Source organism: Tannerella forsythia 92A2 (assembly GCF_000238215.1).
In the GTDB taxonomy this organism is placed as follows: Bacteria; Bacteroidota; Bacteroidia; order Bacteroidales; family Tannerellaceae; genus Tannerella; species Tannerella forsythia.
On the sequence record NC_016610.1, the window covers coordinates 1,124,350 to 1,139,618 of the forward strand.

Here is a 15,269-nt window from a genome sequence, read left to right on the forward strand (position 1 = left end):
TTTTTTATTCAACGGATGCAAATATACGTTATTTTATAGTTGCCGAAAAAAATTATTCGCTTACTTTTGCAACTATGATGATAAAAGAGATACGATCGATTATTGAGCAGGAGGCGGATGCTGTTCGCCGTATTCCTGTAACAGAACACTATACGGAAGCGGTAGATTTGATTGTAAAGCATGTTCACGACCAAGGAGGCAAGCTGATCACAAGCGGTATGGGCAAAGCGGGACAGATTGCGATGAATATCGCAACAACGTTCAGTTCGACAGGGACGCCGGCATTCTTCTTGCATCCCAGCGAAGCACAGCATGGCGATCTGGGCATTGTCTGCCCGAACGACGTGATGCTGCTGGTCTCAAATTCGGGAAAGACACGCGAGCTGTTGGAGCTGGTACAGCTAACACGGGGACTGGTAGAAGATATACCGTTTATTGTAATCACGTCCGATCCGGAAAGCCGGTTAGCCCAAGAGGCTGCCGTATGCCTCCCGACCGGAGCGCCGAAAGAGGTGTGTGCACTGGGATTGACACCCACAACATCAACCACCGTCATGACGGTGATCGGTGATGTATTAGTTGTCGGAACCATGAAACGTATCGGATTCACGAATACCGATTATGCCAAGCGGCATCATGGGGGGTATCTGGGGTCGAAGAGCCGTCGGCAAAGCAGAATGGAACAGGAGGAGTCATGCGGCAGGTGATCGGTATCGGCGAAACGATTCTGGATATAATTTTTCAGGACAACCGGCCGCATGTTGCGGTGCCGGGCGGCTCAACATTTAATTCGATGGTCTCATTGAGTCGGATCGGGATTCCCGTCTCGTTCACGAGCGAATTAGGCGAAGACCGGGTCGGGAAAATGATTTGCGATTTTATGAAGTCGAACGGGATGACCACTGACTTCATGGATTGCTCTCCAGATATGAAGAGTCCGGTCTCTTTAGCTTTCCTGTCCGAGGACAAAGATGCCGAATATCTCTTTTATACGCAACATCCCTCCAAACGTCTGAACGGCCATCTCCCGATGATTCATCCGGATGACATTCTGATCTTCGGCTCTTACTATGCGCTGAATCCTGTTATGCGTGAGCGGGTAACGGAAATTGTCGAATACGCCAAAGCACAGCGGGCCATCATCTATTATGATCTGAACTTCCGTAAGGCACATACGCATGAAGCGATTCAACTCCGCCCGACGGTAATGGACAATTATGAATTTGCGGATATCGTCAGAGGATCGGACGAAGATTTTATGAATTTATACCGAAAATCGGACACGGACGATATTTACCGGAACGAAGTAAAATTCTACTGTAAACGACTGATTACGACACACGGAAAGGACGGCGTGAATCTATATACGGAAAAGGGAAAAATACATTATGACGTGCAACCTCTGACCCCGGTCAGTACGATCGGCGCCGGCGATAATTTCAATGCCGGCATCGTCTACGGCCTCATCAAATACGGCATCGGATATCACGATTTATCACGACTGAGCGAGATGGTATGGAGCAAGATCATTCGTTGCGGTATGGAGTTCGCGGCCGATGTGTGCGGGAGCTTTTCCAATTATGTCTCGCCCGAATTTGCGAAGGAGAGGAGGCTTGATTAAAATGTTTTTGCTGATCAAGCCTTTCTCGACATTATTTTTTCAGCTTTTCTTTCAGGTATTTCCCTGTATATGACTGTTCGCAGGCGGCAATATCGTGAGGCGTACCTGCACAGACTACTTGCCCGCCCGCTTTCCCTCCTTCGGGGCCTAAATCGATGATATAATCGGCACATTTGATGACGTCGGGGTGATGCTCGATGATCACAGCCGTGTGCCCCCGGTCGATCAGGGCGTTAAACGCTTTGAGCAACGTCTTGATATCGTGGAAATGAAGCCCCGTCGTCGGTTCGTCAAACACGAACATGGTAGGCGCCTGCTTTTCCTGACTCAGGTAATACGCGAGCTTGACACGCTGGTTCTCGCCTCCCGAAAGAGTCGAAGAGGTCTGTCCCAACTTGATATATCCGAGCCCTACCTCTTGCAGAGGTTTTAACTTCTTCACCACTTTCTTGGCCTGCGCATCTTTTTGCGCTCCGAAAAATTCAATCGCCTGACTTACCGTCATCTCAAGCACATCGTAGATATTCGCTCCGTGGTATTCGACCTCCAAAGTATCGACATTGAACCGTTTGCCGTGGCAGGCCTCGCATTCAAGCATGATATCGGCCATAAACTGCATCTCGACCGTGATCCGTCCTTCCCCCTTGCACTCTTCGCAGCGACCGCCCTCTTTATTGAAAGAGAAATGTGCCGCCTGATAGCCCATCTGACGGGCTAAAGGTTGTTCGGCAAACAGCTTGCGTATCTCGTCGTAAGCTCCGATGTAAGTCACCGGATTGGAACGTGAGCTCTTACCGATCGAATTCTGATCTACAAATTCGATGGCTTCGATCCGGCGGATATCTCCTGTGATCGACGCACATTCGACCGATGCCGGCGCATCGTCGAGTAAACGCTTCACACCTTCGTAAAGAATGTCGCGTACAAGCGAGCTCTTACCCGACCCGCTGACACCTGTAACAACAGTCATCACATGCAGCGGAAACTTTACATCTACCTGTTTCAGATTATTCTTACGCGCCCCTTTAATCTCAATATATTCATTCCACGGACGTGTATAAGGAGGCGTTTCGATCTGCTCCTCCCCCGTCAGATAACGTACAGTATGGCTGTCGGTCTGTTGCCGTAATCCGTTTACGGCACCCTGGTAGACGACCTCGCCCCCTAACCTTCCCGCCGCCGGGCCGATATCGATGATATAGTCTGCCGCACGGATGATTTCCTCGTCATGCTCTACGACGACGACCGTATTGCCTAGCGCCTGTAATTGGCGAAGCACCTTGATTAGCATATCGGTATCACGCGAGTGCAGTCCGATACTCGGCTCGTCGAGGATATAGAGCGACCCGACGAGACTGCTCCCCAACGAAGTAGCTAAGCTGATGCGCTGGCTCTCACCTCCCGAAAGAGTGGCCGACAAACGGTCGAGCGTCAGATAGCCCAGCCCGACATCGAGCAGGAATTGCAGCCGGTTATTAATCTCCGTCAGCAGACGTTTGGCAATGATTGTATCGGCTTCGCTCAGTTCCAGCCGGTCGAAGAATGTCTTTACTTCATTTACCGGCATCGTGACCAGTTCGGCCATATTCTTCCCGCCGACCTGTACATGAAGCGCCGAAGGTTTCAGCCGGCTGCCCTTGCAGGCCGGGCATGTCGTTTTACCTCGATATCGCGCCAACATGACACGGTACTGTATCTTGTACTGATTGCTTTCGACAAACTTGAAAAAGTCGTCAATGCCATGGACACCTCGTGCGCCGTGCCACAGCAGTTCCTTCTCCTTCGCTGTCAGTTCGAAGTAAGGCCGGTGTATCGGGAAATCGTGTTTAACCGCGGCATGGATAAAATCGCGCAACCATTCGCTCATCACTTCGCCTTTCCAGCAGACGACAGCGCCTTCGTAGATCGACAGACTTTTATCCGGTACCACCAGATCTTCATCAATGCCCAGCACCTTCCCGAATCCTTCGCATGTGGGACAGGCGCCCAGCGGATTGTTAAAGTTGAACATCATCTCGGTCGGCTCCTCGAAAACCATCCCGTCAGCCTCGAAACGTTTTGAGAACTCGAACACTTCGGGCGATTCCGTCCGATAGACTTTCAGCCGACAAGTGCCCTGCCCTTCGTAAAAAGCAGTCTCAACGGAGTCGGCTAAACGATTTTTCAGCAGTTTGTCGTCCGAGACCTCTAACCGGTCGATCAAAATCTCGGCATCCTTCGTGTCCGTCAGTCCGGCATCATCGAGTACTTCCTGTATGCGATAGATTTTCCCATCGATTTCAAGTCGTGTATAGCCTTCTTTCCGGAGGATTTCAAGCTGTTCTTTGAGCGTCCGCCCTTCAGGCAGAACGACCGGAGCATAAACGGCAAAACGTATACCGGTAGGGTAGGACAACGCCTTTTTCACCACATCGGAGACTTGATGCTTCTTCACTTTCTGCCCCGAAACGGGCGAAATCGTTTGTCCCAGCCGGGCATACAGCAAGCGGAGATATTCGTAAATCTCGGTCGATGTACCGACCGTTGACCGAGGATTGCGGACACTGACCTTCTGCTCGATGGCAATTGCCGGCGGAATACCTTTGATGTAATCGCATTCAGGCTTGCTCATGCGTCCCAAAAACTGACGGGCGTAAGCCGAGAGGCTCTCCACATAGCGTCGCTGGCCCTCGGCATACAACGTATCGAATGCTAACGACGACTTGCCGCTGCCTGACAGTCCGGTAATCACTACGAACTTATCGCGCGGAATCTTGACATCGATATTTTTCAAATTGTTGACACGCGCCCCCTTGATCAGGATGTACCCGTCTTCTTCTTTTTCTTTCACCGTCTTCTTTGCCATCATGCAATCATTCAAATTGAATCGGCAAAGGTAACGATTTTTCAAGAAACAGGGGCGCGCCTTTCAGGCCTCTTACGACGACGCACGCGGTGCATCTTCAAGAGTAGCCGTCAGCAGCTTCCATACCTTTTCGACCGAATCGATACGAACGGCTTCGTCGGGAGAATGCGGGAACCGGATGTCCGGCCCGAACGAAATCATATCCATGTCAGGATATGCCTCCTGAATGATTCCGCATTCGAGGCCCGCATGCATCACCGATACGACCGGCTTTTGCCCGAAAAGTTTTTCGTACGTCGCTTCCATCGTCCGCAGAATCGGTGAATCGATGTTCGGTTGCCAGCCACCGTAGACGTTGTCGTATTCTACTTTGGCGCCGGCCATCGAGAAGACACTCTCGAGCGACGAGCAAACAGACTCCCTACGGCTCTCCGATGAGCTTCGCACAAGAATCTTCACATCGATCGCCCCGTTTTCCGACTTCACGACAGCCAGATTCGATGACGATTCTACCGTCCCCGGAAAATCGTTTAACATACTGATGACCCCATTCTGGCAACCTTCTACGGCATTGATCAGATCGTCCTGAATCTCTTCAGGGATTAGCGACGACGGTGCTTCAGTCATCTCGGCCGTAAGACAGAGGCTTTCCTCGATCCCCTTATATTCGGAGCGGTATAAATCCTGATAGTCGGCAATCAATTCCCACAGAGCTTCGATATTGTCGGCGGGAAGGGTGATCACGGCCGTTGCTTCGCGAGGGATCGCATTGCGCAGCGAGCCGCCGTCGATTGTGGCTAACCGTGCGCCATAGTCACACACAGCCACTTTCAGCAAGCGGAACATCAGCTTATTGGCATTTGCGCGACCAAGGTGAATATCAACACCCGAATGGCCGCCTTTCAGTCCCGTAAGCAGAATTTTTACGGCCACATCCCCTTCGATGGGTGGCGCTCCATCCTGATAACGGAAAGAAATATTCAAGTCTATACCGCCGGCACAGCCCACATATAACCTCCCCTCCTCTTCCGAGTCGCCATTGAGCAGAATGCGTCCTTTCAGAAAACCGGGTTTCAAGCCGGAGGCGCCATCCATCCCTACTTCTTCATCGATCGTGAACAGAGCTTCGAGCGGGCCGTGCTTCAACGTTTTGTCCGACAATACCGCCATGGCTAATGCCATCCCCATGCCGTTGTCGGCGCCGAGCGTCGTCTCACGAGCCGTCACCCATTCGCCATCGACATACGCATCGATCGGGTCCGTCAGAAAATCATGCACTACCGACGCATTCTTCTGCGGCACCATATCGACATGGGATTGCATGATGACGGTTTCACGGTCTTCATATCCCGCCGTAGCCGGCTTGCGTATCAACACATTGCCTGTCGCATCCTGAAGCGTTTCCAGACCCTGTTCTTTGCCGAACGTTTTCAGATATTCCGTCACTTGTTGGGTATGTCCCGTCGGACGCGGGATTTGCGTCAGGTCATAAAAATATCCCCAAACGGCTTGCGGTGAAAGTAATTTGATTTCTTTTGCCATGATTTTAGATATGAATGATGTATTTCTCTGCAAACGTAGACAAAAAATCTGAGATATGCTAACGAAGTCTTGATGAAGGTTGTCATTGGTCTGCCTGATAGTCTTTTCGCGGTATATCATTCTTCTTGTTTCAAGGAGGGAGAAGAAGGCCCTCAACGACTCTTTCTCCGAAAAAAAACGACGCGTTCACGATTAATTGTCAATAATTTTCTACCTTTGTCCGAATTTTAAGAAGTTAGATGTTTTTAGACGTAACGAAAGAAACAAAGATGAATGTAATTGAAAAGACGATTGATTTAGGTGATGGAAGGATCATCACCATCGAAACCGGGAAGTTGGCCAAGCAGGCTGATGGTTCCGTAACTGTCCGAATGGGAAGCACAGTGCTGTTGGCCACGGTTTGTGCTGCAAAAGACGCAGTGCCCGGTACGGACTTTATGCCGCTTCAGGTAGATTATAAGGAGAAATTTGCGGCATTTGGCCGTTTTCCCGGCGGCTTTACGCGCAGAGAAGGGAAAGCCTCCGACTATGAAGTGCTCACCTCTCGATTAGTCGACCGCGTACTCCGTCCGTTGTTCCCGGACGATTATCATGCTGAAGTATTTGTAAACATCATACTTTTCTCTGCCGACGGTGAAGATATGCCGGACGCATTGGCCGGACTGGCCGCCTCGGCAGCCCTCGCCGTTTCCGACATCCCGTTCGGAGGACCGATCTCGGAAGTGCGTGTGGCACGTGTCGACGGCCAATTTATCATCAACCCGACCTTTACGCAACTCGAAAAGGCCGATATCGACATCATGGTCGGCGCCACGTATGACAATATCATGATGGTAGAAGGCGAGATGAGCGAAGTGCAGGAGAGCGAGATGCTCGAAGCCATCAAGGTGGCGCATGAAGCCATCAAAAAGCACTGCCTCGTTCAGAAAGAGCTCGAAGCTGCATGCGGAAAAACGGTTAAACGTGAATATTGCCATGAGGAGAACGACGAAGACCTGCGTAAGAAAGTACACGACGACCTCTATGCCAAAGCGTATGCGATCTCCGTTTCGGGACAGGGCAAACAAGAACGTGCCGAAGCTTTTGAAAAGATCGTAGAAGAATTCAAAGCTCAATATACGGAAGAAGAGTTGGAGACGAAAGGGGCGCTGATCGACCGTTACTACCACGACGTGGAAAAAGAAGCCATGCGTCGGGCTATCCTCGACGAAGGCAAGCGCCTCGACGGTCGGAAAACAACCGATATCCGCTCCATCTGGATCGAAACCGACTGTTTGGCTGGGCCTCACGGAGCCGCAATCTTTACACGCGGTGAGACACAGTCGCTCACAACCGTCACATTGGGTACGAAGAATGATGAGAAAATTGTTGATGACGTGTTGAATCAGGGACGTGACCGTTTCCTGCTACACTACAATTTCCCGCCTTTCTCGACCGGTGAAGCCAGACCGCAACGCGGTGTGGGACGTCGCGAAGTAGGACACGGAAACCTTGCCCACCGTGCACTCAAGCGGATGATCCCGAATGACTATCCGTATGTCGTGCGTGTCGTTTCGGATATTCTCGAGTCTAACGGTTCGTCGTCGATGGCGACCGTCTGCGCCGGGACGTTGGCGTTACGGGATGCCGGTGTGCCTCTCAAGAAGCCGGTATCGGGGATTGCGATGGGGTTGATTTCGGAAAACAAAGGGACGAACTATGCGATTCTTTCCGATATCCTCGGCGATGAAGACCATCTCGGCGACATGGACTTTAAAGTGACCGGTACGAAGGACGGTATTACAGCGACCCAGATGGATATCAAGGTGGACGGACTTTCATACGAGATTCTTGAAAAGGCCCTTGCACAAGCCAAGGAAGGACGTATGCATATCCTCGGAAAGATTACCGACGCTCAGCCCGAAGCACGTGCCGAACTTAAGCCTCATGCGCCACGCATCGAGACGCTGATTATCGGAAAAGAATTTATCGGTGCGGTAATCGGCCCGGGAGGGAAGATTATCCAGGGGATTCAGGAGAAGAGCGGGGCAACAATCTCGATCGAAGAGGTCGACAATCAAGGCATTGTTGAGGTCTCGGCAACGAATAAAGAATCGATCGATGCTGCAATGCGTGCCATCAAGGCCATCGTTGCCGTACCCGAAGTAGGAGAAGTGTATGAAGGTAAGATTTCATCCATCATGCCCTATGGCGCTTTTGTCGAATTCATGCAGGGCAAAGACGGTCTGCTGCACATCTCGGAGATCGACTGGAAACGTCTGGAAACGGTCGAAGAAACAGGACTGCGTGAAGGCGACAGCATCACGGTGAAGCTGGTCGATATCGATCCGAAGACAGGCAAGTTCAAACTCTCTCGCAAAGTATTGATGCCGAAACCTGAAGGATATAAGGAAGCGGAACGTCCCGCACGTCCGCCACGTCAAAACAACAACGGAGGCCGTCGTGACAATGGAGGCCGTCCGCATCGCGAAAATCATCGCGGTGGCAACCAATAATCACAGATGTTTATAACATGGTATGGAAAATGATGGTGATTGTTTTCCTGCAAATAAAGAGAGGCCGCCTCAAAACGAGACGCCTCTTTTTTTAAAGAGGCTGTCTTTGCTTTTGAGACAGCCTCACTTTGGCTTAAACCCAAATTACGCGATACACTGTTCGGCGTTTACCATTAATCATGGACGTACGAATGCACGACAATGGTTACGTCAGGCTTACAGCCCTCCGCCGGGATGCGATGCCTTTTTCCCCAACGCTTCGCATTGGGCTGAATTATCTCGCCCTTTCAGGGCTCTTTCTGCAATCAGCAGTCAGCATTCAGCAATCAGCAGAGCCAACAAATCAACAACTAAACAAATAAACATCTCAACAATTCAACAACTCACCGCCTCTGCGGGGTTTACGAGGGCTGAAAGCCCGAATTATTTCAGCCCCATCCCGCAAGGGTGGGGTATATCGACATCCGGACCTTGTTCGGAGGGCTGAAAGCCTGAATTAAATTCATTCTTATTTCTTCTATTGCGGAATCTGGGTTAAAAAAGATTTCGTTATATTTTTGCGCGTCAAGTTTCGGCGATGGCCGGCTTTTTCTTCCGGATAGCATCCCAAAGCGCGAAACCGAGCAGTCCTATCAGGACGATCCCCACAATGATTGAGCCGGTCATGGAGATTTTCGCACTGCGAAGATAAACCTCGTCGATGCACTTGAACTCGATCTTATGCTGACCCGCAGGCACCTTCAATCCCCGCAGGATATAATTCACCCGCACCGGCGACACTTCCTGCCCGTCGATATACGCACGCCATGTTTTGTAAAACACTTCGGAGAAGACGGCCAGACGAGGTTGCGTACTGTTGCTCTCGTAGAGCAGATGACCCGGATTGACACAGTCAGTCAGACGGATCGAAGCCGCGCTGTCCGTCGCATGTTGTAACTGCTCCCAGTCGGCCAGCTTTTCTTTCCAGACAACATCAATCACCGCTCTCTCCAACGGATCGAAGTCGTTTAGGGCAACGATTTCTTCATCGGGCGAGTTCACCCACTGAATCTCGTTTACAAACCACACATTACCCAGCGCTCGATCGTTCTTCTGCACCTGTGGCCCTTGCTGAGTCGGAACGATGATATAACGCGTATTGAGCATGTTCAGCACATTCGGGTTAATGCCCTGTTGCGAGAAATGATAATCAATTATATCCTGATAACGGCGCAGCTTGGCCGGGCTGTATCCGCCGACGGATTTATGGAAATACGACGTCTCCGACTCGTTGAACGTATTTTTCGTCAAGTTCAACACCCGATAGTTCGGGTCTTTGTCCTGCAAGATGAGTTTGTCGACTTCCGTCGCCACGATCTCGCGCGATTTCTTCTTCGGCACAAAGCTGTCGTGATTCAGGAAACGCTTATCGACGGTCCACGCATCGATAAAAATCAGTACGCCGAAGATGGCCAGCAGATACCCCAATTTATACGATGTTCTTATATACAGCCATAACGCCGCGGCCGCCAATGCGATAAACACAAACGAGCGCCACGCGTCGGCCGATAGCAGGCTCTGACGGTCGGAGACCAAAGCCATCAGCAGATCGGGATACTGACCGAAATTCTGCGTGTCGGCCTGACTTGTAAAGCTCATCACACTGCCGCCGAACAAAGCGTAGAGCAGACACAGCCCTCCTGTGATGCCGGCCGAGATCGATAACGGACGAAGCAGCTTCTTCCGCTCGTCTTTGTATTCAAGAAACGTTTTGACGGCAAGCACGGCCAGTGCGACCATCGATACTTCCGCAATGACGAGTGCCATCGAGGGGGTACGGAACTTGTTGTACAGCGGCAGGTGATGGAACAGAAATTCATTGATCCCGGCGTTTTTCCCCCACGACAGGACGAACGAAATCAGGGTCACGGCAAGCAACCACCATCGTTCGGGCCCTTGCACGATAAGCAGCCCCAGCACAAACAGGAAGCAGACGACGGCTCCCACATAAACCGGTCCGGCCGTAAAAGGCTGGTCGCCCCAATAAGCCGGAGCGTACTGACAGAATTGTTTTCCTTGTGCGGCCTGTCCGTTACGGCTGAAGAAGTGGTAACACTCCGAATCCGTGCCGATGTCGTAATGCGAGCTGGCTCCGTAGAAATTAGGTATCAGCAGCGTCATCGTTTCTCCTTTGCCGTAACTCCAGTTGAACGCATAGTCGATATCCAGTCCGGAGCTTTCTTTCTTCCCGTCGGGATCGGCTTTCAACACGGCGCCGCCGCGCATCGTCTCTTTTACGTAATCGGCCGAGTTCATCAATGAACCTAACGCCGGAGCAATAGCCAGCAAACCAACGACCAGGAGAATAGCAGACGATTTGAAATAATCGGGCAACGTATGTTCACGGATGGCATAGATCAAATAGACTACAGCCAACACAAGAATCATCATCAACAGATAGTAGCTGATCTGTTGATGACTCCAAAGTACGTTCAGCCCCGTAAAAACAAGCGTGACGATGCTTCCCCAGAGATATTTCTTGCGATAGCAGAGAATAATTCCTCCGATAACCGGTGCCATCGTGGCCATCACAAGGCATTTATTCACATGTCCGGCATGAATACTGATCAGATTGAACGACGCGAACGCATAAGCGATCGCCCCGATGATACTTAACCAGTGTCTGCACCCCAAAGCGATCATAAAAATGTAGAAACCGATGAGAGAAAGGAAAACCACAAAGGCGTTTCCGGAAAGGAAGTAGAGCGAGAACACACGGCTCACATAACTGAAGATGTTGAAGATCGGTGCGCCATACGCGTAATTGTGCGGCATCCCCGCAAACATACGGTTCGACCAGAAAGCGTGTTCTCCCGTTTCTTTATAATAATCGACAAGATCTTTTCCCCAACCTTGTGCGCTCGTCACATCGCCCTGCATCAGCCCTTTATTGTCGAATACTTCCGGCGCGAAGTAAATGACGGACAGCCCTAAAAACAACAATACCGCTAAGATATGCAGCAAACTTTTTTTCAATGTATCGCTCATGATGTTCTATCTTTTCAATTCTTACATTATAATGTCGATTCACTAATAATTGTTCCCGAAAAGCTTCGCCCAATAGAAACGAAGGGCAAACCAAAGGTGTCGTATCCGGGTCGGGAACGTGCCGTAATAGTTACACATGATCCGGTAGCGCTCTTTCAACGACGCCTTGCGGTTGCGGGTTGTCATCCCCTCCGCGAGATAATGGATGAGACGCAGATGCGAATTGACAATCGCTGTGGATTGTTTCATGCAACGGATACACCAGTCAAAATCGGCAGAGAAACGGTATTGCAAATCGTACTCCGGTGCCGCCTCCCGCTTCATCACAAAGGCCTGATGACAGACCAGCATACCCGTACAGAAACTCTTCCATGTCAAATGCTCCGGCACTTTCAGCCGACGCGCCGCCAAGAACTTCCCCTCTTCATCCACCACGTCCGTCTCTCCGTAAAGGATATCCGGCATTCCGTTCCGTTCGGCCACCTCGGCCAACCGAGCCACCGTCTCCGGCGACTGCAACGTATCACCCGCATTGAGAAACCACACGTAATCGCCTGTCGCCACCCGAAGTCCTTTGTTCATTGCATCATAAAGTCCCTTGTCCGGCTCGGATATCACTTCAAACCGAACCAATCCCGGACTTTGTGACTTGTAACTCGTAACCATCTCCATCGTCCCGTCTGTCGATGCTCCGTCGATCACAATATATTCGATCCTTGCATACGATTGTTCCGCAACGCTTCGCAACGTCCACTCCAACACTTTCTCTGCGTTGTAAGTGACGGTGATAATGGAAAACAAAGGAGACATATATTATGACAATAGACTGTGATATAATGCCATGTGCTGTTTGGCTACGATCTCTTCGCTATAGCTTTGCTCAACCTTCTTACGTGCATTCGTCGAAAGTATTTCCGGATCAGCTTCTTCCAAAATCCAGCGGATACCATTAGCTAAATCGTCTGCATTCTTATATTCTGCCACATATCCGTTCTGCCGATGATCGATCATTTCGGGAATTCCTCCCACATCGAATCCGACGCAAGGAGTACCGCATGCCATAGCTTCCATAATGGTGTTCGGAAGATTATCTTCCATCGAAGGAATAACGAACAGGTCGACCGCATTATATAAATCAATCATCTTCTCCGCATCACGAATATAACCGACATGATATACCGGATAAGGCAATAAGGCTGCAATTTCTTCCGAATTTCCGCCGAAAACGACAATCAAAAGCTCATCTTTCGATATTTTTTCCCGTCGGGATAAATATTCGCAAGCCTCCTTCAGATAGTTAAAACCTTTCCGATCATCCGTCACCTTGCAAGCCCCGAATAAAAGCAATTTCTTATCTGTGGGCAGATGGAGCGATTGGCGAACTTCCGCTTTGTTTTTTTTCCCATAAACCATACAATCAATCGCATTAGGGATGGAACAGATCCTCGATTCATGACACAGTGCGCTTTTTCGTGCCTCATCAGCGATCCATTGGCTGCAACCGAGAAACGTGATTTTTCCGGAACGATAGATTTCCGCCTTTTTCTTAAAAATACATCGAGATAAATCCTTCTTACAGGCATGCTTTAGTTTGGCACACGCCTGACATTGTGTGTAATATTTCAAACATCCCCCGGTATAGTGACATATTCCGGTATATGCCCACTGGTCATGCATCGTCCAAACAACAGGTTTACCCAATGAGGATAATTTTGCAATGCTCTTCAAGGATAGAAAACCCTGATTGACCCAATGCAAGTGAATAACATCCGCCCATTTTACGAGAGGATGCCGGTCAATACGATATCCCGTATTGGCAATCGATACGGCAAATAAGTTATGACGTGAAAAACCGTTATTTAACCAGATAACAAGACGCTCCCATAAAAATCGGAACTTGCCGAACCACTTAGGCTGTTTCTCGTAAATACTGCAAACCCGTTCGTCGTCCGTCTGCTTATCACGTACCAGCATCTTAGCCGATATACCCTGCTCCTCCAACGCTTGCTGCAAACGCTTGCAGGCGATGGCGGCGCCCCCTTGTAACTCAAACGTACTAAGCAGGAGAATCTTCATCTTATTTTCTCGCTGCAATCACAATATAGGGTGACAAAAACTTCCCTTTGACGGAAAACAGCTTGATCGCATAACTTATCATCTTTACCATCCACCGGATCATTAAAGACGTTTTAGCTTTAGGCTCTAACCATACAATCGGTTTTCTTGTGTATTCGACACGTAAATCTTTCAAAGAGAATGTCGCCATGATTTTCTTTAATCGATCGATCTCCATCGACTTTAAATTATGTGCATCATAATTCTCTTTATCAAACCGGCGCTGTATCCATCCGTTTAGCCCTAACAAGTTGGGCAAGACAATAAGCAAAAGTCCGCCGGAAGCGAGTAAGTCTACATGCCGCAGAATTACATCCCGCGTATTGTTGAAATGCTCGATAAATCCCAAAGAGAAAACAATATCATATTTTCTGTCCGTAGAAAAGTTAAAAAAATCGGTATTGTTAAACACATATAGCCAGCTCGTTGTTTAGTTTTAGAAAAAGTAATTTTAGGGATTTTTCTATCATATGTTTTGCCTTACTATAACACTTCTCTTTTCGTTTGAACCTTGCTAAATAATGCCTTATTCTGCTATTATAACCTTCGACTGTATAAGTTTCTGCCTTCGTTTGAATGTGTTTTACATTAGGAAGAAATTCCTTATAGCTCTTCCAATAGTCAGAATAATACACAGATGCAGGAATGTTTTTTATCTTCTTCCAAAGCTTCATCCCTGTATCTGTGCTTCTGTCCCCACAGACAAAAGAGATAAATCGTTTTCCAAATCGATCAACAGCAATCCATACCCAACAGTAGTTTTTTTTGAACCTATATATGTGTGCATCTCATCTAATTCAACAACTGAAACAGGTCCCTCTTTTTGTGGTAAAGCCACCCTTTCACCCCATTCTTTTACCCAATAGTAAACAATTGTATGACTTATTTTCAATATGCGTCCGATTGCTCTAAAACCTAAGCCCTCCAAGTACATCTCCAAAGCTAATCTACGAGTAGCAGCTGATTTTGTATTAGATTTCTGTTGAACAGTATAACGATAATGACAATCTTTACAATAATGGCGCTGACGACCACCGACAATGCCATCTTTACGATGATTTATGCTTCCACATCTTGGACAATCCATAGTTTTTTTTCAGCAAAGATAATAGTACTATATAAATTTAACAATACCGTTTAAATCTTTGGGAAGAAAACGGTCAAAAAACATCTTCTGCAGTACTTTTCCGTATTGATAGTTTTTCCAGTATGTTTTCCAGAAAGAGCGATCGGTCAGATTGTTTACCTCCATATTTTTCTTCGTTTTTATATCTGTCAGTTTTTATTTAATTCGGCCTGTATTTAATCACTTTGGCCGGGTTACCTACAGCAATGGCATTAGCAGGAATATCTTTAGTCACCACACTCCCCCCGCCGATGACAGCCCCATCTCCAATGTTTACTCCGGGCAAAACAATGGTGTTGGCACCAATCCAAACATCATTCCCGATGATTACGTAATTGTTGACTGTCGACCAGGGCTGATCGGCAATGTATATTCCTTGACGGATAGAATGATTCGAAGCCGTAATTGTAATGTGCTGGGATATCAAACATTTATCACCAATGATAATTCTACCTCCTCCGGCTCTAATATTATTATATTCTCCGATATACGTATTCT

Annotated in this window: 11 protein-coding genes and 1 pseudogene; 3 read left to right on the forward strand and 9 right to left on the reverse strand. The window is 48.8% G+C overall.

Annotated elements, in window-relative coordinates; genetic code table 11:
• The first annotated feature begins 74 nt into the window (after nt 1-74).
• Both BFO_RS04525 and BFO_RS04530 read left to right on the forward strand, forming a co-directional pair.
• Nucleotides 75-707 carry an SIS domain-containing protein gene (locus tag BFO_RS04525; protein WP_041590674.1) on the forward strand — a complete coding sequence of 211 codons (633 nt, stop codon included), beginning with the start codon at nt 75-77 and terminating at the stop codon, nt 705-707.
• A complete protein-coding gene (locus BFO_RS04530) occupies nt 695-1,621 on the forward strand; it encodes a carbohydrate kinase family protein (protein ID WP_014224452.1) in 927 nt (308 codons plus the stop codon). Before BFO_RS04525 ends, BFO_RS04530 begins: the two co-directional genes overlap by 13 nt.
• Nucleotides 1,622-1,652: 31 nt before the next feature.
• Here the strand turns inward: BFO_RS04530 and uvrA are convergent, their stop codons facing one another.
• Both uvrA and BFO_RS04540 read right to left on the reverse strand, forming a co-directional pair.
• On the reverse strand, nt 1,653-4,469 hold the full coding sequence (gene uvrA / locus BFO_RS04535; RefSeq protein WP_014224453.1) for an excinuclease ABC subunit UvrA: 2,817 nt from the start codon (nt 4,467-4,469) through the stop codon (nt 1,653-1,655).
• A gap of 69 nt (nt 4,470-4,538) precedes the next feature.
• Nucleotides 4,539-6,008, reverse strand: coding sequence for an aminoacyl-histidine dipeptidase (locus tag BFO_RS04540; protein WP_041590675.1), 1,470 nt, complete (start codon nt 6,006-6,008; stop codon nt 4,539-4,541).
• Nucleotides 6,009-6,277: 269 nt separating this feature from the next.
• On the opposite strand from BFO_RS04540, the gene BFO_RS04545 reads away from it, so the two are divergent.
• Nucleotides 6,278-8,503 (forward strand): polyribonucleotide nucleotidyltransferase, encoded by a 2,226-nt coding sequence (locus BFO_RS04545; protein ID WP_041591123.1) that lies wholly within the window; start codon nt 6,278-6,280, stop codon nt 8,501-8,503.
• 564 nt (nt 8,504-9,067) lie between these two features.
• Here BFO_RS04545 and BFO_RS04550 read toward each other — a convergent pair.
• The 7 genes and pseudogenes from BFO_RS04550 to BFO_RS16585 all read right to left on the reverse strand — a co-directional run.
• Complete coding sequence (locus BFO_RS04550; protein WP_014224457.1) at nt 9,068-11,530, reverse strand: membrane protein; 2,463 nt, start codon at nt 11,528-11,530, stop codon at nt 9,068-9,070.
• A gap of 42 nt (nt 11,531-11,572) precedes the next feature.
• Nucleotides 11,573-12,340 (reverse strand): glycosyltransferase family 2 protein, encoded by a 768-nt coding sequence (locus tag BFO_RS15335; RefSeq protein WP_014224458.1) that lies wholly within the window; start codon nt 12,338-12,340, stop codon nt 11,573-11,575.
• A gap of 3 nt (nt 12,341-12,343) precedes the next feature.
• Nucleotides 12,344-13,606 carry a glycosyltransferase family 4 protein gene (locus BFO_RS15340; protein ID WP_014224459.1) on the reverse strand — a complete coding sequence of 421 codons (1,263 nt, stop codon included), beginning with the start codon at nt 13,604-13,606 and terminating at the stop codon, nt 12,344-12,346.
• A gap of 1 nt (nt 13,607) precedes the next feature.
• Nucleotides 13,608-14,057, reverse strand: a complete 450-nt coding sequence (locus tag BFO_RS04565; RefSeq protein WP_014224460.1) for a methyltransferase domain-containing protein — start codon at nt 14,055-14,057, stop codon at nt 13,608-13,610.
• Nucleotides 14,050-14,732, reverse strand: a protein-coding gene (locus BFO_RS14875) for an IS1 family transposase (RefSeq protein WP_394329996.1) whose coding sequence is annotated in 2 segments (ribosomal slippage) — nt 14,050-14,372 and nt 14,372-14,732 — 684 coding nt in all. Because the reading frame shifts where the segments join, the coding sequence is not laid out codon by codon here. Before BFO_RS14875 ends, BFO_RS04565 begins: the two co-directional genes overlap by 8 nt.
• A 27-nt stretch (nt 14,733-14,759) precedes the next feature.
• Nucleotides 14,760-14,897 carry a hypothetical protein gene (locus BFO_RS15930; RefSeq protein ID WP_014224462.1) on the reverse strand — a complete coding sequence of 46 codons (138 nt, stop codon included), beginning with the start codon at nt 14,895-14,897 and terminating at the stop codon, nt 14,760-14,762.
• A 43-nt stretch (nt 14,898-14,940) separates the two neighbouring features.
• Nucleotides 14,941-15,099: pseudogene (locus BFO_RS16585) on the reverse strand (DapH/DapD/GlmU-related protein); the annotation flags it as partial.
• Nucleotides 15,100-15,269: the final 170 nt, after the last annotated feature.